A 24,173-nucleotide genomic window follows, 5' to 3' on the forward strand; every position below is an offset into this window, starting at 1 on the left:
GGTTGTGTCGGTCACGTCGAGGTCTTTCGGATGGATGGCGTAGGAACCTCCATCGTCGGGAGACCTCGACGTCTATCTGCGGACCGACGCGCCCGACCGACCTACACCCTCATCTGGGAAGAGCCGGCAACAGTGCGACATGCGCCACATCGGTGCAGGTCACTGACATAAGTCAGGGTATGTGGCCTGCGTTGACGACTTTTCTTACTCTCGAGTAGGGTTCGACGTCACGGGTGCCACTCCGGTGCGATAGAGTGACCCAACCCACAGGTGGGCCGGTGTCGGAGAGGTGTGGAGGTAGTAGTGGGAGTAGAGGTAGCGGTCGAGGGACTGACCAAGTCGTTCGGCTCACAGAGGATCTGGCAGGACGTCACGTTGACGCTGCCCGCGGGTGAGGTCAGCGCGCTGCTCGGCCCGTCCGGAACGGGCAAGTCGGTGTTCCTGAAGTCGCTGATCGGTCTGCTCCGCCCGGAGCAGGGATCGATCGTCATCGACGGCACGGACATCCTTCAGTGTTCGAGCAAGGAGCTCTACGAGATCCGGAAGTTGTTCGGCGTCCTGTTCCAGGACGGCGCGCTGTTCGGATCGATGAATCTGTACGACAACGTGGCGTTCCCGCTGCGCGAGCACACCAAGAAGTCCGAGTCCGACGTCCGCAAGGTCGTGATGGAGAAACTCGAGCTGGTCGGTCTGCTCGGCGCCGAGGACAAGCTCCCCGGCGAGATCTCCGGCGGTATGCGTAAGCGTGCCGGCCTGGCGCGAGCCCTCGTGCTCGACCCGCAGATCATCCTCGTCGACGAGCCGGACTCCGGTCTGGACCCCGTGCGCACGACGTACATTTCGCAGACGTTGATCGACATCAACGCCGAGATCGACGCGACGATCCTGATCGTGTCCCACAACATCAACCTGGCGCGCACGGTGCCGGACAACATCGGCATGCTCTTCCGCCGCGAACTGGTGATGTTCGGTCCGCGCGAGGTGCTGCTCACCTCGGACGAGCCGGTGGTCAAGCAGTTCCTCAACGGCACGATGATCGGCCCGATCGGCATGTCCGAGGAGAAGGACGAGGCGCAGATGGCGCACGAGCAGGCGCTCGTCGACGCCGGGCACCACGCCGGCGGCATCGATGACGTCGAGGGCATCGTGCCGCAGATGCAGGCCACTCCCGGCATGCCGGAGCGGCAGGCCGTGGCCCGCCGTCACGAGCGGGTCCGGCAGATCCTGCACACCCTTCCGGAAGGCGCGCAGGCAGCCATCCTGCAGAGCTACGACCAGGAAGAAACCGCGCACGTCGGGGCGGCGGCCCCGGCGGGCTACGACGTCCGTGACGACGATACTCAGGTGATCCCGGTCTACCGCGAGGAACTCGATCAGCAGTACGGCCAGAGATAGGAGACCAGATGGGGGTCGGCAACAGTTCGCTCGTGCGGCCGGTGAACGGTGCACTTACTCAAGCCGGGAACATCGTCGAACTGTTCGTCGACGTCGTGCGGAATACCTTCCGCCGCCCGTTCCAGTTCCGGGAGTTCATCGAACAGGCGTGGTTCATCGCGAGCGTCACGATCCTGCCGACCGCCCTGGTCGCCATTCCGTTCGGGGCCGTCGTGTCCCTGCAGACCGGATCACTGATCAAACAGCTCGGTGCCGAGTCGTTCACCGGTGCCGCCAGCGTGCTCGCGGTGATCCAGCAGGGCAGTCCGATCGTGACTGCACTGCTGATCGCGGGTGCCGCCGGGTCCGCGGTCACCGCAGACCTCGGCTCTCGAACGATCCGCGAAGAGATCGACGCGATGAAGGTGCTCGGCATCGACCCGGTTCAGCGTCTGGTCGTTCCGCGTGTCCTCGCGATGATCCTGGTGGCGGTCCTGCTCAACGGGCTGGTCTCGGTGGTCGGAATCGCCGGTGGATATTTCTTCAACGTCATCCTGCAGGGTGGAACCCCGGGCGCCTACCTGGCGTCGTTCTCGGCGCTCGCCCAGCTTCCGGACCTGTACGTTGCCGAGATCAAGGCAGCTGTATTCGGTCTCATCGCCGGGGTCATCGCCGCCTACAAGGGTCTGAACCCCGGTCCGGGCCCGAAGGGTGTGGGTGAAGCCGTCAACCAGACTGTCGTCATCACGTTCCTGCTGTTGTTCTTCGCGAACCTGATCTTGACGATGGTGTACCTGCAGATCGTTCCTGCGAAGGGGTCCTGAGTCGATGACGATTGCCAAAGGCCGCGGAGATCTCGTTGTGCTCCGCGGCAGGAAGGCGCTGCGCGTGCCTCTGAACGTCCTCGATCGCGCCGGCGATCAGATGTCGTTCTACGCGCGGGCTGTTGCGTGGACACCGAAAACGATCGTGCACTACCGCAAAGAGGTCCTGCGGCTGCTCGCGGAAGTCACCTTCGGCAGCGGCGCGCTCGCCGTCATCGGCGGCACCATCGGCGTCATCGCGATGATGTCCGGCTTCACCGGTGTCGTCGTCGGCCTGCAGGGCTACGCTGCGCTCGAACAGCTCGGGTCGTCCGTACTGACCGGCTTCCTGTCCGCCTATGTCAATACACGTGAGATTGCGCCGATCGTCGCGGCACTCGCGTTGTCTGCCACCGTCGGTTGCGGCTTCACCGCGCAACTCGGGGCCATGCGCATCAGCGAGGAGATCGATGCGCTCGAGGTGATGGCGGTGCCGTCGGTGCCGTTCCTGGTCACCACCCGGATGATCGCCGGATTCGTCGCCGTTATCCCGCTGTACATCATCGGCCTGCTCGCCGCCTACCTTGCGACACGGGTGATCAGCACGGTGTTCAACGGTCAGTCGTCCGGTTCGTACGACCACTATTTCTATCTGTTCCTGCCACCGGAAGACGTTCTCTATTCGTTCGCGAAAGTGCTGATCTTCGCGTTCGTGCTGATCCTCATCCACTGCTACTACGGTTTCCATGCCAGTGGCGGACCGGCGGGAGTGGGTGTCGCCGTGGGACGGGCGGTCCGTACCGCCATCGTCACCATCGCGGTTCTCGACTTCTTCCTCAGTCTCGCGATCTGGGGCACGACGACGACGGTGAGGGTGGCCGGATGATCGAGTCACCGTCGACACTCCGCCGTCGGGTGCTGGGGCTGGTGTTCTTCCTGGTGCTCGCGCTGTTCCTCGGCGGCACCATCGCGATCTACAACAAGACGTTCACGAAAGTCGTCGACGTCGACCTGGTCACCGACAGTGTCGGCAATGCACTGCCGCACAACGCCGACGTCAAGGTCCGCGGCGTGATCGTCGGCGAGGTGCGCTCGACGTCGGCCGAGGGCGGTCAGGTCACCGCGCATCTCGCGATCCAACCGGACAAGGCCGACCTGATACCGGCGAACGCGACGGCACAGTTGCTGCCGAAGACGCTGTTCGGCGAGCGGTACGTTGCGTTGCTGGTGCCCGAGGACCCGGCCCGTCCACTGCAGGCCGGCGACGTTCTCGTCCAGGACACCAGCACGAAGACCGTGGAACTGGGCGAAGTTCTCGACGGACTCCTGCCGCTGCTGCAAGCGGTGCCGCCGGAGGACCTCGCCAGCACCCTCGGCGCGCTGGCGCAGGGCCTGAGCGGCCGCGGCGAGACGCTCGGCAGAACCGTCGAGCACCTCGAACAGATCTTCCGCGAGGTCGGTTCGGAACTGCCGACGCTGCAGGCGGATCTGCGTGGACTGGCCGACTTCTCGCAGACCTACGCGGAGGCGGCCCCCGATCTGGTGAGCGCATTGAACAACCTGCGGACCACGGGCAACACCGTCGTCGAGGAGCAGAACCAGATTGCCACCCTCCTCGTCTCGGCGACCGCCGCCACGTCCGCGACCGCGGGCCTGCTGGAGGCGAACGCCGCATCGATCATCAGCATTACCGCGGACTCGAAAGAGGCATTGCAACTGCTGGCCCGGTACTCGCCGTCGTTCCCGTGCATGTTGAAGGGCTTTGCCGACGCCGCGCCTGCCGCGGCGGGTGTCCTCGCCGCGGACGATCCGTTCCCCGGTGTGCGTGCCAACATCCAGTTCACGAATCCGAAGGGCCGGTACCTGCCGAACCAGGACGAACCGAGGCTGCTCGACGACCGTGGACCAGCCTGCTACAACGACGTCACCGAACCAGGGCGGAAGTTCCCGCAGTACCCCGGCGGGTCGATCAACGACGGTTCGTACCAGGTCCCGTCCCGGAACCCCGGCCCCGAGACGATCCCGTTCTTCCCGGCCCCGGAAGGGTCCGGGGTCCCGGACAACGTCGGCGAGATCATCGGGACCGTGCCGGTCTCGTACACCGGATCGGCCGCCGAACAGGAAACGCTCGACACGATCTACGGAGCTGCCGCCGGACTCGAACCCGGTGACGTGCCGACATGGACGACTCAGCTGGGAGCGCCGGCAATGCGAGGAACGGAGGTGAGCTTCGAATGAGGGGACTGACAGCGCCGCTCGTCAAACTGATCGTCTTCGCGGTTGTCACAATCTTCGCGACGGCGATGCTTGCCGCAACCATCGCCAGCATCGGCACAGGTGGTGGCCCGAAGTATCACGCGATCTTCTCCGACGTCACCTCGCTCAACGAGGGTGACGAGGTGCGAATCGCAGGCGTCCGGGTCGGACAGGTGGAGAGCATCTCGATCGTCGACGAGCGCGACGCCGAGGTGACGTTCACCGTCACGGACCGCGACTACCTACCCGCGTCGACGACAGCGACGATCCGATACCGCAACCTCGTGGGTCAGCGGTACATCGCTCTCGGACAGGGCGAGGGAGCACAGGGGGAGAAGCTGAATCCGGGTGAGACGATCCCCCTCGATCGAACCAAGCCCGCCGTGAACCTCACGACGCTGTTCAACGGCTTCCGGCCGCTGTTCCAGACCTTGTCCGCCGACGATGTGAACAAGCTGTCGTACCAGATCGTCCAGGTGTTCCAAGGCGAATCGGGGACGATCAGGGACCTGGTGCGCAACACCGCGTCGCTGACCAACACGATCGCCGACAAGGATGCGGTGATCGGCGCGGTGATCGACAACCTCAACGTTGTGCTCACCACCGTCAACGAGCGCGACGACGAACTCGATTCGCTGCTGGTGAACACGCAGGCGCTGGTCAGCGGCCTGGCCGCGGATCGTGAGACGGTCGGTTCCGCCGTGCAGTCCGTCGCAGGCCTGACCGATGCGGTCGCGGATGTGCTCGAACCGACTCGCCCGGCGATCACCCAGTCGATCACCGCCGTGAATCAACTCGCAAGCAGCCTGAACGCCAACAGTGAGGCACTCGACCAGGTGCTCGAGACGCTGCCCGTCAAACTCGACAAGCTCGGCCGGGTCGCGAGCTACGGGTCGTGGTTCCAGTTCTACCTGTGCGGCATCGACGTCATCGCCGGTCCGGGTTCGGTTCCGTACCTGAATCTGCCCACCGGGCTACCCACGGTGAATCAGCCGATCTACACCAACGCCGCGAAACGGTGCACGCAGGACGGGATGCAGGAGTTGCAGGGACGATGAGCACACGTCGCAGTCCGGCAGCGGCCGGAGCCCTTGGCATTCTGGTGATTCTCTTGGCGACATTGTCCGCGTTCTTCCTGGACTCGCTGCCGATCATCGGGGCAGGCGCCACCTACAAGGCCGAATTCCGCGAGGCGGCCGGTCTCAAGCCCACCAACGAGGTGCGCATCGCCGGTGTGAAGGTCGGCCAGGTCACCGGAGTCGAACTCGACGGCGACCGGGTCGTCGTCGAGTTCAAGGTCAAGGACGCGTGGGTCGGTGACGACACCTCGGCCTCGATCCAGATCAAGACGATCCTCGGCCAGAAGTACCTCGCGCTGGACCCCCGTGGAACCGATGTGCTCGACCCGTCGGACACGATTCCGCTGGACCGCACGGTGGCGCCGTACGACGTGATCGAGGCGTTCTCGTCGGCCGCGACCACCCTGGGCGACGTCGACGCGGATCAACTGGCCGCCGGCTTCGATGCCCTCTCCGACGCGTTCTCGGAGACACCCGATGACGTGCGTGCGGCGCTCGACGGGGTGAGCCGGCTCTCGGAGACGATCGCCGGCCGCGACCAGGAACTGAAGAAACTCCTCGACGCGACCGCGCAGACATCGCAGATCCTGGCCGACCGCAACACCGAATTCAACAAGCTCATCAGTGACGGTGCGCTGCTGATCACGGAGCTGAACAGTCGCAGGCAGGCGATCTCGCAACTCCTCGACGGGACGAAACGGATGTCGACGGAGCTCAGCGCGCTCGTTGACGAGAACGAGGAACAGTTCGGTCCTGCACTCGAACAACTCCGTGGTGTCGTGCAGATATTGCAGGACAACAACGACAACCTGAATCGCGCGTTCGAGCTGTACGAGCCGTTCGTCCGGCTGTACGCGAACGTCGTTGGCAACGGCCGCTGGTTCGACCAGGTCGTCGTGAACCTCACCCCGCCGGGGCTGCCGGAGATTCCGGGCTACCGCGAGCCGGGCCGCACGCTGGAAGGGGGCAACTGATGGCACACTCCGACAACGGCGAGGGCACCCGCCGGAACGGACGCACCGCGGCGCTGATCGCGCTCGTGACGACGCTGGTGGTGGCCCTGGCCGCCGGCGGCTGGTACGCATACCAGCGGATCGGCACAACCGATATCACCGCGTACTTCGACAAGGCCGTCGGCATCTACGAAGGATCCGACGTCCGGGTTCTCGGCGTCGAGGTCGGCAAGGTCATCTCCGTCGAGCCGCAGGGCGACCTCGTCGAGGTTCGGATGCGGGTCGATCGTGGGGTGGACATCCCGGCCGACGCGCGCGCCGCGCAGATCACGCCGTCGGTCGTCGCAGACCGGTACGTGCAGCTCGCTCCGGCCTACACGGGCGGTGAGACGATGGCGAGCGGCGCCGTGATTCCACGTGAACGAACGGCCACCCCCGTCGAGGTCGACGAGTTGTACGCCAGCATCGACGAACTTTCCCGGGCGTTGGGACCCGAGGGGGCGAACAAGGACGGTGCGTTGTCCCGGTTCGTGGAGGTCGGCGCGGAGAACCTCGCAGGAAACGGAGACGCCCTCGGGCGCAGCATCGAACAACTGTCCGCGGCATCGCGCACACTGAACTCCTCGCGCGACGACCTGTTCGGCACCGTCGAAAACCTGCAGGTGTTCGTGAGCGCGCTCGCCGCGAACGACGAACAGGTGCGAGTGTTCAACAGTCAGCTCGCCGAACTGTCCGGTTTCCTCGCCGGCGAACGGGAGGATCTCGGGCTGGCACTGAACCAGCTGTCCGTCGCGCTGGGGGATGTCGCAACATTCGTACAGGACAATCAGGCACTTCTGAAGGACAACGTCGACGCACTCGTTCCGGTCACCCAGACGCTCGCGGACCGCCGCGAGTCGCTGATCAACTCGCTGACGCTGCTGCCGCTCGCGGTGAGCAACCTCGTCAATTCGTACGACGCGGAGGCGGGAGCGTTGTCGTCACGGCTCGTGCTCACCGACCTCCAAGATCCGAATGCGGCGGTGTGCAAGCTCATCGACGTGGGCCGGCTGGTGCCGGGTGACGAGCGGTTCGAGCAACTCGGACGGCAGATGCAGCCACTGATCGATCGATGCGCCCACATCATGGCGGAGGTGACCGCGGAAATGAAGACGCCCGATCTGATCCTGCCGTTCGGAATCATGAGCGGCGAGAACATTCAGGAACAGGTCGTTCCGGGCACGGTGCCGGGCGTCGTGTCGCCTCGGCTGCAGATGGGCGAACAGGGGGGCGGTCAGTGACGCGCGGGAAGCGGCCGGTTGCACAGTCGAAGGCGGGGAGCCGCTCGATGGTGCCGAAACGTACGGTTGTCCTCGCCGCCGGTATCTGCATCGTGGCGATCACGGTGTCCGGTTGCGGAGGCGTGTCCGACATTCCGTTGCCGGGTGGTGCGGATATCGGGAGTGATCCGATGTACCTGACCATCGCGTTCGAGGACGTCCTCGACCTGGTGCCGCAGTCGGCGGTGAAGGTGGACGGCGTGCCGGTGGGTCGCGTCGAGTCGATCTCCGTTGCACCGGACGGCTGGACCGCGGATGTCGGCGTCGTCGTGCAGTCGTCGGTGGACCTGCCGGCGAATGCGCTCGCCGAGGTCGAGCAGACCAGTATTCTCGGCGAGAAATTCATTCAGCTCAGCGAACCGCCGACGGCGGCATCGCCGGTGCGGCTGGCGGACGGCGATTCGATCCCGATCGAGAGGACCCGCGCCGCCACCGAGATCGAGCCGGTCCTCGGTGCGCTGTCGTTGCTGCTCAACGGTGGTGGTGTCGGACAGTTGGCGCCGGTGATCAAGGAACTGTCGGTCGCGTTCGACGGACGTGAGGGAACCACGCGCAGCCTGCTCGAACAGGCAGATGCGCTGATCGCGGGTCTCGACCAGCAGAAGTACGACATCACCCGCGCACTCGACGGACTCGACACGCTGAACGCGAATGTCGCTGCGCAGACCGACCAGATCGCCGGCATCCTCGACGACCTGCCGGTCGCGACCGAGGTTCTCGAACAGCAGCGACCACAATTCACCGAACTGCTCACGCAGCTCGATCGGCTCGGCACGGTCGGCACCGATGTGCTCGACCAATCGAAAGAGGACCTGATCGCCGACCTGCTGGCGCTGCGCCCCACCCTGCAGCAGCTCGCGCTCGCCGGCGACGACCTGGTCGAGGCGCTGCCGTTCATTCCGACGGTCCCGTTCCCGGACGGCGTCGAGAAGATCGCACTCGGCGGGTCGGTGAACCTGTTCCTGTCCGTCGATCTGCAGATCGGGGATGCGCTGGCCGCCCTCGGCGTGGGGCAGGGTGAACCGGTCTACCGCGAGCCCAAATTCGGCAACCCCAAGCCGCTGGTCGATCCGTCGAACCCCTACGTCGACGGCAACGGCCCGCGACCGGGGTGGCCGACGATCTCGCTGGTGCCGATCCTGCCGACACCGACGCTGCCCGACACGGTCGCGTTGCCGGGATTGCCGGCAGGGGTGTCGCTACCGGAGATACCGACCGGCATTGCCGACGGTGGAACTCCGCCGGCCAATCCGCTGGAGGGCCTGATGAACCAGCTCGGACTCGGGGGCGGCGAATGAGATCACGACTCGTCACAGTGCAACTCGCGATATTCGTGGTGCTCGCGCTTCTGGGTGTGCTGTTCGTCGGCGCCAGATACGTGCGGCTCGACAACCTGCTGGGATTCGGCCAGTACACCGTCGATGCGGAGTTCGCGACCTCCGGTGGCGTGTTCACCAACGCGGAGGTCACCTACCGTGGTGTTCCCGTCGGCCGCGTCGGCGCATTGTCGCTCACCTCCGACGGCATCAACGTCGAGCTGAAGCTCGACAACGGCGGCCCGGACATTCCGGCGTCGGCGCGGGCCGTTGTCGCGAACAGATCCGCTATCGGCGAGCAGTATGTCGACCTGCGGCCGGATACCGACGAGGGGCCGTTCCTGACGGACGGTTCGGTCATCGAACAAGACCGCACCGAGGTGCCGATTCCCGTCGAAAGCCTGCTGATCAGCACCAACGATCTGGTGCGTTCGGTTCCGGTGGATGCGTTGCACACCGTCATCACCGAACTCGGCAACGCATTCGACGGTCGTGGCGACGATCTGCAGGTGCTCGTCGATTCGCTCGCCGAACTCAGCGCAGCGGGCGTGGACTACCTACCGCAGACCCTGACGCTCATCCGGGACAGTGAACCCGTGCTGAACACGCAGTCGGCGCAGTCGTCGGCGATCGTGCAGTTCAGCTCCGATCTGGACCTGGTCACGGCGCAACTACGCGAGAGCGACCCGGACATCCGCCGACTCATCGAGACGGGACAGGCCGCCAGTGAGCAACTGACCCAATTGGTGGCGGAGACCGGTCCGGGTCTGACCACCGACCTCACCAACCTCGCTCTCCTCGGCGACAAGCTCGCCCCGCAGGCGATCGCGCTGCAGCCGCTGCTGGCATTCCTGCCTGCGATCGCGGGCAGCGCCGGGACGGTCGCGCCGGGCGACGGTGCGGTCCGGCAGGGCATCGTCCTCGAGACGAACAACCCGCCGTCCTGCACGATCGGTTACGAGGGCACCTACGAGATCCTCGACGAGATGCACCGGCAGGACCCGAACTTCGACGACACCCAGCAGGACTTCCCGTTCAACACGAACGCGTCGTGCGAGGTCCCGCAGGGCAGTGTCACCGGAGTGCGCAGCGCCAACCGGATCGTGTTCGGTGATCCGCTGACCCTCCAGCCGTGGGATTTCATCCCGAAGAAGGACCCGGACAAGCTGAATCTGAATCCGATCGCGACGCAGTTGGCGCCGCTGCTCGGTGTCACCCCGAAGTGAGAAGTGAGTAGGTTGTTGGAGTGAGTGAGGAGACCACATCCCGGTCCGTGGCCGGCAGCGTGCGTGCCGTCGGTTTGGTGGCCGTGAGCATCGTCGCACTGGTTGCGTTGGCCGCGGCGGTCTGGTTCGGCGTCGGCTGGGGACGGGCGCTGTTCGTCGAACGACCCGTGGCCGACGCCAGGGACGCGGCCCTGTCCGGCGCGATGCAGGCCGCGATCAATCTGAACAGTGTCGATGCGGAGAACGTCGACGAATCGCTCGGCAACATGCGATCGTCGATCACCGGTGACGCCCTGATCGACGACCTGAACGCGACCGAGCAGCAGATCCGCGACCAGGTCGCGGCCACCGGCACCGGCATGGCCGCGAACGTACTGTTCGGCTCGTTGACCGAGTTGAACACCGACGACGACACCGCACGTGCGCTCGTGGTGCTGTCGGTCACGACGACGACCCCGACGAATTTCGCGAACAACAAGGTGTCGGTCGACGTGGCAGTCCGCAAGGACGGGGACATGTGGAAGGCCGAGACCATCCAGCCGCTCGGCTCGGTCGAACTCGAATCCGGGCCGGTTCCCGGTGCCGCCCAACCCCAACCCCAGCCCGAGTCCGTCCCGTCGCAGGCGCCTGCCCCCGCGGAGCCCGAGGTCACGCAGGGTGAATGAACCGCAGGGTGAATGAACCGATGAAGGAGTGTGAGTAGTGCCCCCGCAGCGCCGAAACCCGGGGACCGGTGTTCCGCGCCGGCGTCCGAAGATCGCCGGTACCGGTCGCGTGCAGAGCACCGGCGGGTCCGGGCAGCAGTCCGCTCCGGCGGTCGACGAGGACGCACGTGCGACCGAGCAGGTCGAGCAGGCAGCGGATGCCGCCGGGCCCGAGACCGCGGCCGTGGGTTTGTCGAAGGCTCCCGAACCCGAGTCTGCGTCACAACCCGAACCCGAGCCTGCGTCACAACCCGAGCCCGAGCCCGATCCCGAGTCGGAGCAGGAACCTGCGACGGCTGACACTGCGCCGCGGGAACCGGCGGGGCAGCGCGGTATGCGTCCGGTCGTGCTCGTCGGTGTCGCCGCGGTCGCTCTCGGTGCGTTCGCGGTGGTCGCCGCATTCCAGCCCGGTGCGAACGTGGAGAACCGGGCATGGGTCGACCGTTCGGCGACAAACGAGGTGCAGCGGGCCGCGACCCGGGCGATCGAGACCATGCACGGCTACAGCTACGAGACGATCGACGAGAATTTTGCAGCGATCCGAGAGTTGCTGACGCCGCAGATGCAGGAGGAGTTCGACCGGACAGCCGAGGTGACGAAGCAGGCAGCGGTGCAGACGAACACCGTCACGGAGGTATCGGTGACACACATCGGGACGTCGATGCTCGACGATTCCCGGGCGGAGGTATCGGCGTACATCAACGTCAGCGCGACGGGGAACGGGATTGCCCAGGGAAGCGCGGCGGCGCCGCTGCTGGTGAGGATGGAGAAGGTCGGCAACCGTTGGCTGGTGTCGGAACTGTCCGACCGTTGACATCCGGGTGGAATGCGGACGGTCCGGGAACGAATGGAAAATCGATGTCTTGACGCGGAGTCCGGTAGCGGTCACTCTATCGGTACGCCCGCGCGAACTCGCGAACAGTCCGAGTTCCGGTGAGGGGCTTGCTTCGGGCACCCCTGTTGGACATCTGCCGTTTTTCGGTGTACGTTAGGACTTTGCGCTGGCTGCCTCCTGTCCAAACCTCGTTCGCAAAAGCCGGAAGGGCCCCCTTCGTGGGTGTTCGCCGCCGGTCTTTGCGGTGGGGCGTTCGTACGGGTTGTGACCAGCCGAAACGCCCCACTGAAGAAGCAGGTACAGCGGCGGTCGCACCGGTTGGAGCGGCCCGCGTGAGGTGCTGGAAGGACGCATCTTGGCAGTCTCTAGCCAGACCAAGACAGTTGCCGGAATCCCCGGAGCCCCGAAGAGGGTCTCGTTCGCGAAGATTCGCGAACCGCTCGAAGTTCCCGGGCTCCTCGATATACAGACAGATTCCTTCGAATGGTTGATCGGCTCCGAGCGCTGGCGCACGAAGGCTGCCGAACGGGGTGACGGGCCTGTCGTCGGCGGCCTCGAAGAAATTCTCACCGAGCTTTCGCCGATCGAGGACTTCTCGGGTTCGATGTCCCTGTCCTTCTCCGACCCGCGCTTCGACGAGGTCAAGGCCTCCGTCGAGGAGTGCAAGGACAAGGACATGACGTACGCGGCCCCGCTGTTCGTCACCGCCGAGTTCATCAACAACAACACCGGCGAGATCAAGAGCCAGACGGTCTTCATGGGTGATTTCCCGATGATGACCGGCAAGGGCACGTTCGTCATCAATGGCACCGAGCGCGTCGTCGTGTCGCAGCTCGTGCGGTCCCCGGGTGTGTACTTCGACCGGAATGTCGACAAGAGCACCGAAAAGGACCTGCACAGCGTCAAGGTGATCCCGGGTCGCGGTGCGTGGCTCGAGTTCGACGTGGACAAGCGCGACACCGTCGGTGTCCGCATCGACCGTAAGCGTCGTCAGCCGGTCACCGTGCTGCTCAAGGCGCTGGGGTGGACGAACGAGCAGATCGTTGCGCGATTCGGATTCTCCGAGATCATGATGTCCACGCTGGAAAAGGACAACACGGCCGGCCCCGACGAGGCCCTGCTCGACATCTACCGCAAGCTGCGCCCGGGCGAGCCGCCGACCAAGGAGTCCGCGCAGACCCTGCTGGAGAACCTCTTCTTCAAGGACAAGCGCTACGACCTGGCGCGAGTGGGCCGTTACAAGGTCAACAAGAAGCTGGGTCTGAACAGCGGTCAGCCGATCGCGGCGTCCACCCTCACCGAGGAAGACATCGTCGCTACGGTCGAGTACCTGGTGCGCCTGCACGCGGGCGAGACCGTGATGACCGCCCCCGAGGGTGTCGAGGTTCCGGTCGAGGTCGACGACATCGACCACTTCGGCAACCGTCGCCTGCGCACGGTCGGCGAGCTCATCCAGAATCAGATCCGGGTGGGTCTGTCCCGCATGGAGCGTGTGGTTCGTGAGCGCATGACCACGCAGGACGTCGAGGCGATCACGCCGCAGACACTGATCAACATCCGTCCCGTCGTGGCCGCGATCAAGGAGTTCTTCGGGACTTCGCAGCTGTCGCAGTTCATGGACCAGAACAACCCGCTGTCGGGCCTGACCCACAAGCGCCGCCTCTCGGCCCTTGGTCCCGGCGGTCTGTCGCGTGAGCGCGCAGGCCTCGAGGTCCGTGACGTCCACTCGTCGCACTACGGCCGCATGTGCCCGATCGAGACCCCGGAAGGCCCGAACATCGGCCTGATCGGTTCGTTGTCGGTGTACGCGCGGGTCAACCCGTTCGGTTTCATCGAGACCCCGTACCGCAAGGTCGAGAGCGGTGTCGTCACGGACGAGGTCGTCTACCTCACCGCCGACGAGGAGGACCGCCACGTCGTCGCGCAGGCCAACTCGCCGATCGCCGCCGACGGCCGGTTCGCGGAGGAGCGCGTTCTCGTCCGTAAGAAGGGCGGCGAGATCGAGTACATCCCGGCCGCCGAGGTCGACTTCATGGACGTCTCGCCGCGCCAGATGGTGTCGGTCGCGACCGCGATGATTCCGTTCCTCGAGCACGACGACGCCAACCGTGCCCTCATGGGCGCGAACATGCAGCGTCAGGCCGTTCCGCTGGTACGCAGCGAATCGCCTCTCGTCGGTACCGGCATGGAGTTGCGTGCCGCAGTGGATGCGGGCGACGTCATCGTCACCGAGAAGTCGGGTGTGGTCGAGGAGGTGTCGGCGGACTTCATCACGGTGATGGCCGACGACGGCACCCGCAAGACGTACCGCCTGCGCAAGTTCGATCGTTCCAACCAGGGCACCTGCTCCAACCAGCGTCCGATCGTGGACGAGGCGCAGCGCGTCGAGTCCGGACAGGTCCTCGCGGACGGTCCGTGCACCCAGAACGGTGAGATGGCGCTCGGCAAGAACCTGCTCGTGGCGATCATGCCGTGGGAAGGCCACAACTACGAGGACGCGATCATCCTGTCGCAGCGTCTCGTGGAGGAGGACGTGCTCACCTCGATCCACATCGAGGAGCACGAGATCGATGCCCGCGACACCAAGCTCGGTGCCGAGGAGATCACCCGCGACATTCCGAACGTCTCGGACGAGGTTCTCGCGGACCTGGACGAGCGCGGCATCGTCCGGATCGGTGCCGAGGTTCGCGACGGCGACATCCTCGTCGGCAAGGTCACCCCGAAGGGCGAGACCGAGCTGACTCCGGAAGAGCGGCTGCTCCGCGCGATCTTCGGCGAGAAGGCGCGCGAGGTGCGCGACACGTCGCTGAAGGTGCCCCACGGCGAGACCGGCAAGGTCATAGGCGTGCGCGTGTTCTCCCGAGAGGACGACGACGATCTGCCTCCGGGTGTCAACGAGCTTGTTCGCGTGTACGTGGCGCAGAAGCGCAAGATCCAGGACGGCGACAAGCTCGCCGGTCGCCACGGCAACAAGGGTGTCATCGGCAAGATTCTCCCTCAGGAGGACATGCCGTTCCTGCCCGACGGCACCCCGGTCGACATCATCCTCAATACGCACGGCGTTCCGCGTCGTATGAACATCGGCCAGATCCTCGAGACGCATCTCGGCTGGATCGGCAAGGCCGGCTGGAACATCCAGGTCGCGGACGACGGCAGCCGCCCCGACTGGGCGCGGGACCTGTCCGACGAGATGCTGGCGGCGGAGCCGAACACCAACATCGCGACCCCCGTGTTCGACGGTGCGCGCGAGGACGAACTGAGCGGTCTGCTCAGCTCGACCCTGCCGAACCGTGACGGTGAGGTCATGGTGAACCCGGACGGCAAGGCAACGCTGTTCGACGGTCGTTCCGGCGAGCCGTTCCCGTATCCGGTGTCCGTCGGCTACATGTACATCATCAAGCTGCATCACCTGGTCGACGACAAGATCCACGCGCGTTCGACCGGTCCGTACTCGATGATCACTCAGCAGCCGCTCGGCGGTAAGGCCCAGTTCGGTGGCCAGCGCTTCGGTGAGATGGAGTGCTGGGCCATGCAGGCCTATGGTGCGGCATACACGCTGCAGGAGCTGCTCACCATCAAGTCGGACGACGTGGTCGGCCGCGTGAAGGTGTACGAAGCGATCGTCAAGGGCGAGAACATCCCGGAACCGGGTATCCCCGAGTCGTTCAAGGTCCTCTTGAAGGAACTCCAGTCGTTGTGCCTGAACGTCGAGGTGCTCTCGAGTGACGGCGCGGCCATCGCGATGGCGGACGGCGACGACGAGGACCTCGAGCGGGCGGCGGCCAACTTGGGTATCAACCTTTCCCGCAACGAGTCGGCCACGGTCGACGACCTCGCGAACTAGGAAGCCGACCTCGTGGGAGGCGCGTATGGGTGACGGACGTGGTTCCGTATCCACCGCGCCTCCCACGAGGGCCCGGCAGCGATAGCGACAACTAGCAGCAACACAACCCGCACAGGGGAAAGGAAGTTACGTGCTCGACGTCAACTTCTTCGATGAACTCCGCATCGGCCTGGCCACCGCAGAGGACATCCGCAACTGGTCGTACGGCGAGGTCAAGAAGCCGGAGACCATCAACTACCGCACGCTCAAGCCCGAGAAGGACGGACTCTTCTGCGAGAAGATTTTCGGCCCCACACGGGACTGGGAATGCTACTGCGGTAAGTACAAGCGTGTCCGTTTCAAGGGCATCATCTGCGAACGCTGCGGCGTCGAGGTGACCCGCGCGAAGGTGCGTCGTGAGCGGATGGGCCATATCGAACTGGCCGCACCGGTCACGCACATCTGGTACTTCAAGGGCGTGCCCAGCCGTCTCGGCTACCTGCTCGACCTGGCGCCGAAGGATCTCGAAAAGATCATCTACTTCGCCGCGTACGTCATCACCGCGGTCGACGACGAACTGCGCCACAACGAGCTCTCGACCCTCGAGGCCGAGATGCAGGTCGAGAAGAAGACTGTCGCCGATCAGCGCGACGCCGATCTCGAAGCCCGCGCGCAGAAGCTCGAAGCCGATCTGGCCGAGCTCGAGGCCGAGGGTGCCAAGTCCGACGTGCGGCGCAAGGTCAAGGACGGCGGCGAGCGCGAGATGCGTCAGCTGCGTGACCGTGCCCAGCGTGAACTGGATCGTCTCGACGAGATCTGGACCACGTTCTCCAAGCTGGCTCCGAAGCAGCTCATCATCGACGAGTTGATCTACCGCGAGCTGCAGGATCGTTACGGCGAGTACTTCACCGGTGCGATGGGTGCCGAGGCCATCCAGAAGCTCATCGAGACCTTCGACATCCCCGCCGAGGCCGAGAACCTGCGCGAGATCATCCGTAGCGGTAAGGGCCAGAAGAAGCTGCGTGCGCTGAAGCGTCTCAAGGTCGTCGCGGCGTTCCAGAAGTCCGGCAATTCGCCGATGGGCATGGTGCTCAACGCTGTCCCGGTGATCCCGCCGGAGCTGCGTCCGATGGTGCAGCTCGACGGTGGCCGTTTTGCGACCTCCGATCTCAACGACCTGTACCGCCGCGTCATCAACCGCAACAACCGGCTCAAGCGACTGATCGATCTCGGTGCCCCCGAGATCATCGTCAACAACGAGAAGCGGATGTTGCAGGAGTCCGTCGACGCGCTGTTCGACAACGGTCGTCGCGGACGTCCGGTGACGGGTCCGGGTAACCGCCCGCTCAAGTCGCTGTCCGATCTGCTCAAGGGCAAGCAGGGTCGCTTCCGTCAGAACCTGCTCGGCAAGCGTGTCGACTACTCGGGCCGTTCGGTCATCGTCGTCGGCCCGCAGCTGAAGCTGCACCAGTGTGGTCTGCCGAAGCTGATGGCGCTCGAGCTGTTCAAGCCGTTCGTGATGAAGCGGCTCGTCGACCTGAATCATGCGCAGAACATCAAGTCCGCCAAGCGCATGGTCGAACGTCAGCGCCCGCAGGTGTGGGACGTCCTCGAAGAGGTCATCAACCAGCATCCGGTGTTGCTGAACCGTGCACCGACGCTGCACCGCCTCGGCATCCAGGCGTTCGAGCCGCAGCTCGTCGAGGGTAAGGCCATCCAGCTGCACCCGCTCGTGTGTGAGGCCTTCAACGCCGACTTCGACGGTGACCAGATGGCCGTGCACCTGCCGCTGTCGGCGGAGGCTCAGGCCGAGGCGCGCATCCTGATGCTGTCCTCGAACAACATTCTGTCGCCGGCGTCCGGCCGCCCGCTCGCCATGCCGCGTCTGGACATGGTGACCGGTCTGTACCACCTGACCCGACTGGTCGAGGACGCTGTCGGTGCGTATGCCCCGGCAACGGCGGACGAGCCGGAGCAGGGCGTGTACTCGTCTCCGGCCGAGGCCGTCATGGCCGTCGACCGACAGGTGCTGTCGGTACAGGCCCCGATCAAGGTGCGTCTGACGCAGCAGCGTCCGCCGCGCGAGATCGAGTCGGAGTTGTTCCCGGACGGCTGGAAGTACGGTGCCCCGTGGACCGCGCAGACGACCCTCGGTCGCGTGCTGTTCAACGAGTTGCTGCCCGCCGACTACGGCTTCGTCAACGACATCATGCCGAAGAAGCGGCAGGCTGCGATCATCAACGATCTCGCCGAGCGCTACCCGATGATCGTCGTCGCGCAGACCGTCGACAAGCTCAAGGATGCCGGTTTCTACTGGGCGACCCGTTCGGGTGTGACCGTGTCGATGGCGGACGTGCTCGTTCCGCCGGAGAAGAAGGACATCCTCGAGCGGTACGAGGCGCAGGCCGATCAGCTCGAGCGCAAGTTCGCGCGTGGTGCTCTCTCGAAGGAGGAGCGTCGCGACTCGCTGGTGAAGTTGTGGCAGGAAGCGACCGAAGAGGTCGGCCAGGCCATGGAGGCGCACTACCCGGACGAGAACCCGATTCCGACGATCGTCAAGTCCGGCGCAGCCGGCAACATGACCCAGATCCGCTCGCTCGCGGGCATGAAGGGTCTGGTGACGAACCCGAAGGGCGAGTTCATCCCGCGTCCGATCAAGTCCTCGTTCCGTGAGGGTCTGACCGTTCTCGAGTACTTCATCAACACGCACGGTGCCCGCAAGGGTCTGGCCGATACCGCTCTGCGTACCGCCGACTCGGGGTACCTGACGCGTCGTCTGGTGGACGTCTCGCAGGACGTCATCGTTCGCGAGGTCGACTGCGGCACGCCGCGCGGCATCGAGGTGATCATCGCGGAGCCCGAGCGTGACGCCGAGGGCAACGAGACCGGCAAACTGGTCCGCGATGCCCACATCGAGACGAGCACGTATGCCCGTACGCTCGCGTCCGATGCGGTCGACGCGAACGGCACCGTCATCGTCGAGCGCGGCTCGGACCTGGGTGACCCGGCCATCGAGGCACTGCTCGAAGCGGGTATCCAGAAGGTGCGGGTGCGGTCGGTCCTGACCTGCGACACCGGCACCGGTGTCTGCGCCACCTGCTACGGACGTTCGATGGCGACCGGCAAGCTCGTCGACATCGGCGAGGCCGTCGGTATCGTCGCGGCACAGTCCATCGGTGAGCCGGGCACGCAGCTGACGATGCGTACCTTCCACCAGGGTGGCGTCGGTGAGGACATCACCGGTGGTCTGCCTCGTGTCCAGGAGCTGTTCGAGGCCCGTGTCCCCAAGGGCAAGGCCCCGATCGCCGACGTCTCCGGCCGGATCCGGCTCGAGGACGACGACCGCTTCTACAAGATCACGATCGTCCCGGACGACGGCGGCGAAGAGGTCGTGTACGACAAGCTGTCGAAGCGTCAGCGCCTGCACGTCATCCGCAAGGCGAACGGCACCGAGGGCGTTCTCGCCGACGGTGACTTCGTCGAGGTCGGCCAGCAGCTCCTCGAGGGTGCAGCCGATCCGCACGAGGTGCTGCGCGTGATGGGTCCCCGCCAGGTGCAGATCCACCTCGTCAACGAGGTGCAGGAGGTGTACCGGAGCCAGGGTGTGTCGATCCACGACAAGCACATCGAGGTCATCGTGCGCCAGATGCTGCGTCGCGTGACGATCATCGATTCGGGTGCGACCGAGTTCCTGCCCGGTTCGCTGGTCGAGCGCAGCGAGTTCGAGGGATCGAACCGTCGCGTCGTATCGGAAGGCGGCGAGCCTGCTGCCGGCCGTCCGGTGCTCATGGGTATCACGAAGGCATCGCTGGCCACCGATTCGTGGCTGTCGGCGGCGTCGTTCCAGGAGACCACTCGTGTGCTGACCGACGCGGCGATCAACTGCCGCTCGGACAAGCTGATCGGTCTCAAGGAGAACGTGATCATCGGTAAGCTCATCCCGGCCGGTACGGGTATCAACAAGTACCGGAACATCCAGGTGCAGCCGACCGAGGAGGCCCGCGCGGCCGCGTACGCCATCCCGGCGTACGACGACCAGTACTACTCGCCGGAGGGCTTCGGCCAGAACACCGGCGCAGCGGTCCCGCTCGACGACTACGGTTACTCGAGCGACTACCGGTAGGCGACTGCCGTAGACACGAAGGCCCCGCCCTCTTCTCTTCGAGGGCGGGGCCTTCGTCGCGTCCGCACCGGTGTGCCTTTTGGGTTGTCCGAGCGGCCCAAAAGGCACACCGGGTTGGTCAGCGGGGTATGTGGAAGCCCGTCAGCTCGGCGCGGCCGGCCTCGAGCTTGTGCCAGGGTCCGCGGACGGCCAGCACGGCGACGGCAGAGGTGGGGAACTTTTCGGTGATCTGGTGCGCGATCTCGCTGTCGTGATCGGGGGCGAGCAGCAGCGCCGTCTCCGACAGGGACGGTTCGTGCCCGACGACCAGCAGGGTTGTCACATGCTCGTCGACTGCGCGGATGGCCTCGACAAGGACGCCGGGGCTGGTGGCGTACAGATCGTCGCGGTAGTCGACCGGCGCCTCGACCGCCGCTTCGGCGAGAGTCTTGCGGGTGCGCACGGCCGTCGAGCACAGCACGGCGTCGATCGGCGGCTGGTGTGCCCGGAGCCACCGGCCGGCGAGCCCGGCTTCGCGTCGTCCGCGCGGGGCGAGTGGACGCTCGTGGTCGGCAACGCCGTCCGGGTACGCGGATTTTCCGTGGCGCAGCAGGATCAGGGTGCGGGTCATGCGTCCCAACTTAGGTGCTCGGCTTCGTCGATTCTCGCAGGCGCAGGCTCCACGTGCAGCGCGTCTTGCGGTGCCCGTGTGATGGCGACTACAGTCTATTTAACTGTTACTCGTTGTTACATAAATGCGGCTACACAAATGCGGCGGTTCTGCCGCCCGGCTCCCGAGGACCCAGACCTATGGCCTACGTGATCACCCAGACGTGCTGCAACGATGCGAGCTGCGTGGCCGTCTGCCCGGTCAACTGCATCCACCCCACCCCCGAGGAACGCGAGTTCACGACCACCGAGATGCTGCACATCGACCCGAAGGCGTGCATCGACTGTGGTGCCTGTGCCGACGCGTGCCCGGTCGAGGCGATCTTCCCGGAGGACACCCTCACGCCAGGGCAGGCCCGGTTCACCGAACTCAACGCCGCCTACTACACCGCGCACCCGACGCCCGACGGCTGGATCCCGCTCACACCCACTCCGGCGCCTCCCCGCGACCGCGGAACGTTGCGGGTGGCCGTGGTGGGGTCCGGGCCGGCCGCCTGTTATGCGGCCCAGGAGTTGCTCGAACGGTCTGCCGTCGAAGTCGAGATGTTCGATCGACTGCCCACCCCCTACGGTCTCGTCCGCGCCGGCGTCGCACCGGATCACCCCGGCACCAAGACGGTCACCGATTCGTTCGAACGGTCATTCCGACGCGACGCCTTCGGGCTGCATCTCGACGTGGAGATCGGCCGCGACCTCACCCACGACGATCTGCTGGGCCACCATCACGCCGTGATCTACGCGGTCGGCGCCTCGGCCGACCGGCACCTCGACATCCCAGGTGAGGACCTGGCCGGCAGTCACGCGGCCACCGAGTTCGTCGCCTGGTACAACGGTCACCCCGACTACGCGGACCACGTCTTCGACTTCACCGGGTCCACCGCCGTCATCGTCGGCAACGGGAACGTGGCGATCGACATCGCACGAATCCTGACGATGAATGTCGAGGAACTCGCCCGGACCGACATCGCCGATCATGCGCTCGCCGCTCTGCGGCGCAGCAACGTTCGGGAAGTCGTCCTCCTCGGACGCCGGGGGCCGGCCCAGGCCGCCTACAGCAACCCCGAATTTCTCGCCCTCGCGGACCTCCGCGGCGTCGACATCGTCGTCGACGAGTCCGACCTCGACCTCGATCCGGCGAGCGCGCGAGCCGCAGCCGACGATCCGGCCGTCGGTCTGCGCGTGCGACTGGCACAGGAATACGCGGGCACGGTCCCGCAACCGGGTCGCAAACGCATCGTCTTCCGCTATCTGACCGCACCCGTCGAGCTTCTCGGTGACGACCGCGTCGACGGTGTGCGGTTGGTGCGCAACGAACTGATCGAAACGGTGGACGGCACGATCACGCCCCGCCCGGTCGGCGGTCACGAGGATCTGCCCGCGCAGTTGGTGCTGCGGTCGATCGGGTATCGCGGTGTACCGATGCCGGGGGTGCCGTTCGACGAGGGGAGGGGGGTCATCCCCAACATCGGTGGCCGCGTCGAGGACGGCGTGTATGTCACGGGCTGGATCAAACGCGGTCCGAGCGGCGTGATCGGCACCAACAAGGCATGCGCGAAGGAGACCGTTGCGGCGCTCCTCGCCGATTTCGACGCCGGGAAGCTGGGTGCCCCGCGGCGGGATCGGCGCGACCTTCTGCGGATGCTCGCGTCACGCCGTCCGAACCGGGTGGATCTGCGTGGCTGGCGGGCGATCGACGATGCCGAGCGCGACGCAGGCAGGGCCGACGGTCGTCCACGCGTGAAGATCACCGATCGGGAGCGCCTGGTCGAGATCGGCGCGCGTCGAGGGCGGGCGGGGCTGCTCCGGCGACTGACCCGGACATGACCGCTCCCGATGTGACGGCCCGGATGTGATGTAGATCGCGTCGGGTGCGCCGATTGGCCCATCTGACCAGCGCAAAGGTCACGCGGGGGCGGGAAATGGTGTTGGGGCATGTCGGCGGGTGTCGCTACGATCGGGAACATCGGCACCGTTCCGGTTCTCCGCTGATGAATCACCACGCGCTTCTCCAGCGTCGCGCTCGGCGCGGGTCGGCGTGCGTTCGTGCCACCTGCGACCAGGAGAGAAACTCATGACAGCCCCTTCAGAGGGTTCCGCCGTCGGCGCGTCCGACGGAAAGCTCGACGCTGCTGTACTGAAGGTCGCCTCCGTGGTGGTCCTCGGTGCCATCATGTCGATTCTCGATGTGACCGTCGTGTCCGTCGCCCTGCCGACGTTCATGAGCGACTTCGACGCCAGTTACGCGACTGTCGCGTGGACGATGACGGCGTACACGCTGGCGTTGGCCAGTGTGATCCCGCTGACCGGCTGGGCCTCCGATCGGTTCGGTTCCAAGCGCCTGTACCTGATCGCTCTGGTGTTGTTCGTCGCAGGGTCGGTGCTGTGCAGTATGGCGTGGGATATCACGTCGCTGATCGCGTTCCGCGTGGTGCAGGGTCTCGGTGGCGGCATGTTGATGCCCCTGGGCATGACGATCATGACGCGTGCCGCCGGTCCGCACCGCATCGGCCGCGTGATGGCTGTGCTCGGCATCCCGATGTTGCTCGGCCCGATCGGCGGCCCCATCCTCGGTGGCTGGCTGATCGAAACTGCGAGTTGGCACTGGATCTTCCTGATCAATCTGCCTATCGGCATCATCGCTTTCATCGCCGCGTTCGTCGTGCTGCCCAAGGACGAGCCCAGCAAGTCGGAATCGTTCGACTTCGTCGGCATGATGCTGCTGTCACCGGGTCTGGCGTTGTTCTTGTTCGGGGTCTCGTCGATCCCCGAAACCGGGACCGCCGCGTCTGCGCGCGTGCTGGTAAACGCCATCATCGGCCTGATTCTCATCGCGGCCTTCGTGTTCCATGCCCTGCGTGCGAAGAACGCGCTGATCGATCTGTATCTGTTCCGAAACCGCCAGCTCACGTTCGCGGTGCTCACCATGTCGGTGTTCGCGATCGCCTTCTTCGGTGCAGGTTTGCTGTTCCCCAGCTACTTCCTGCAGGTGCGGGGCGCGACCACACTGTCCGCCGGTCTGCTGCTGGCACCACAGGGTATCGGCGCGATGCTCACGATGCCGATCGCCGGTCAGCTCGTCGACCGGATCGGTCCCGGCAAGATCGTCATGGTGGGCCTGACCCTGATCGCCGGCGGCATGGCGGTGTTCACCCAGGTCGGTGTCGACACGTCGTACGTGTTGCTGCTCGGCGCGCTGTTCGTGATGGGCATGGGTATGGGCGCCACCATGATGCCGACGATGACCGCAGCCCTGCAGACCCTCACCGACCACAGCATCGCCCGCGGTTCGACGCTGATGAACATCGTGCAGCAGGTCGCCGGTTCGATCGGTACCGCGACCATGTCGGTGATCCTGACCAGCCAGATCGTGACGCCCGCCGGTGCGCCGCACGGCGGCGCCGAGATGCCCGACCCCGACATGATCGCTCAGCTCCCACCGGATCAGCAGCAGGCGATCGTCGACGCCCAGCAGTCGATGCTGTCCTCGCTCGCCGATGCGTTCGGGACCACATTCCTCGTTGCGACATGCATCATGCTGCTCGCCCTGATCCCGGCCGCGTTCCTGCCGCGCAAGCGCAGCGCGGCACCAAGTGAGAGCGCACCGGTCATCATGCACTGAGGCCGAACGCCGATAGGATCCGACGCACACCACAGCGACCGGAACGGATACGTCGATGAACTCCGAAGCATCGGAAACACAGGTAAGGGCAGCGG

Annotated in this window: 16 protein-coding genes; 15 read left to right on the forward strand and 1 reads right to left on the reverse strand. The window is 65.5% G+C overall.

Annotation, left to right across the window (positions count from 1 at the left end; translation table 11 throughout):
* Window positions 1–303: 303 nt before the first annotated feature.
* The 13 genes from WAX14_RS15520 to WAX14_RS15580 all read left to right on the forward strand — a co-directional run bounded on the left by WAX14_RS15520 (window position 304) and on the right by WAX14_RS15580 (window position 19,811).
* Window positions 304–1,395 carry an ABC transporter ATP-binding protein gene (locus tag WAX14_RS15520; protein ID WP_422628944.1) on the forward strand — a complete coding sequence of 364 codons (1,092 nt, stop codon included), beginning with the start codon at window positions 304–306 and terminating at the stop codon, window positions 1,393–1,395.
* Between the two features lie 8 nt (window positions 1,396–1,403).
* The gene (locus WAX14_RS15525) at window positions 1,404–2,198 is read left to right on the forward strand and encodes an MlaE family ABC transporter permease (RefSeq protein WP_422628945.1); all 795 of its coding nucleotides are present in this window, start codon (window positions 1,404–1,406) and stop codon (window positions 2,196–2,198) included.
* 4 nt (window positions 2,199–2,202) lie between these two features.
* Window positions 2,203–3,063: an MlaE family ABC transporter permease gene (locus WAX14_RS15530; protein WP_422628946.1), complete on the forward strand. Its 861-nt coding sequence runs from the start codon at window positions 2,203–2,205 to the stop codon at window positions 3,061–3,063.
* Entirely contained in the window at window positions 3,060–4,415 is a 1,356-nt protein-coding gene (locus WAX14_RS15535) for an MCE family protein (RefSeq protein WP_422628947.1), read from the forward strand. Before WAX14_RS15530 ends, WAX14_RS15535 begins: the two co-directional genes overlap by 4 nt.
* The gene (locus tag WAX14_RS15540; protein WP_422628948.1) at window positions 4,412–5,491 is read left to right on the forward strand and encodes an MCE family protein; all 1,080 of its coding nucleotides are present in this window, start codon (window positions 4,412–4,414) and stop codon (window positions 5,489–5,491) included. The genes WAX14_RS15535 and WAX14_RS15540 overlap by 4 nt, the downstream gene beginning before the upstream one ends.
* Window positions 5,488–6,486: an MCE family protein gene (locus WAX14_RS15545; protein ID WP_422628949.1), complete on the forward strand. Its 999-nt coding sequence runs from the start codon at window positions 5,488–5,490 to the stop codon at window positions 6,484–6,486. Before WAX14_RS15540 ends, WAX14_RS15545 begins: the two co-directional genes overlap by 4 nt.
* Entirely contained in the window at window positions 6,486–7,745 is a 1,260-nt protein-coding gene (locus WAX14_RS15550; protein ID WP_422628950.1) for an MCE family protein, read from the forward strand. The genes WAX14_RS15545 and WAX14_RS15550 overlap by 1 nt, the downstream gene beginning before the upstream one ends.
* A gap of 47 nt (window positions 7,746–7,792) precedes the next feature.
* Window positions 7,793–9,082, forward strand: coding sequence for an MCE family protein (locus WAX14_RS15555; RefSeq protein WP_422628951.1), 1,290 nt, complete (start codon window positions 7,793–7,795; stop codon window positions 9,080–9,082).
* Complete coding sequence (locus tag WAX14_RS15560) at window positions 9,079–10,326, forward strand: MCE family protein (protein WP_422628952.1); 1,248 nt, start codon at window positions 9,079–9,081, stop codon at window positions 10,324–10,326. Before WAX14_RS15555 ends, WAX14_RS15560 begins: the two co-directional genes overlap by 4 nt.
* Window positions 10,327–10,415: 89 nt before the next feature.
* Window positions 10,416–10,991 (forward strand): hypothetical protein, encoded by a 576-nt coding sequence (locus WAX14_RS15565; RefSeq protein WP_422628959.1) that lies wholly within the window; start codon window positions 10,416–10,418, stop codon window positions 10,989–10,991.
* A gap of 37 nt (window positions 10,992–11,028) precedes the next feature.
* Window positions 11,029–11,844, forward strand: a complete 816-nt coding sequence (locus WAX14_RS15570) for a hypothetical protein (RefSeq protein ID WP_422628953.1) — start codon at window positions 11,029–11,031, stop codon at window positions 11,842–11,844.
* Window positions 11,845–12,202: 358 nt separating this feature from the next.
* Window positions 12,203–15,709, forward strand: a complete 3,507-nt coding sequence (locus WAX14_RS15575; protein ID WP_422628954.1) for a DNA-directed RNA polymerase subunit beta — start codon at window positions 12,203–12,205, stop codon at window positions 15,707–15,709.
* 130 nt (window positions 15,710–15,839) lie between these two features.
* On the forward strand, window positions 15,840–19,811 hold the full coding sequence (locus tag WAX14_RS15580) for a DNA-directed RNA polymerase subunit beta' (protein WP_422628955.1): 3,972 nt from the start codon (window positions 15,840–15,842) through the stop codon (window positions 19,809–19,811).
* 118 nt (window positions 19,812–19,929) lie between these two features.
* On the opposite strand, the gene WAX14_RS15585 is transcribed toward WAX14_RS15580, so the two are convergent.
* A complete protein-coding gene (locus WAX14_RS15585; RefSeq protein ID WP_422628956.1) occupies window positions 19,930–20,421 on the reverse strand; it encodes a SixA phosphatase family protein in 492 nt (163 codons plus the stop codon).
* A gap of 179 nt (window positions 20,422–20,600) precedes the next feature.
* Here WAX14_RS15585 and WAX14_RS15590 point away from each other — a divergent pair, with 179 nt between their 5' ends.
* Window positions 20,601–22,283 carry a 4Fe-4S binding protein gene (locus tag WAX14_RS15590; protein WP_422628957.1) on the forward strand — a complete coding sequence of 561 codons (1,683 nt, stop codon included), beginning with the start codon at window positions 20,601–20,603 and terminating at the stop codon, window positions 22,281–22,283.
* 247 nt (window positions 22,284–22,530) lie between these two features.
* A complete protein-coding gene (locus WAX14_RS15595) occupies window positions 22,531–24,078 on the forward strand; it encodes a DHA2 family efflux MFS transporter permease subunit (protein ID WP_422628958.1) in 1,548 nt (515 codons plus the stop codon).
* Window positions 24,079–24,173: the final 95 nt, after the last annotated feature.

This window comes from Rhodococcus sp. (in: high G+C Gram-positive bacteria) (assembly GCF_049299235.1).
GTDB lineage: Bacteria > Actinomycetota > Actinomycetes > Mycobacteriales > Mycobacteriaceae > Rhodococcus.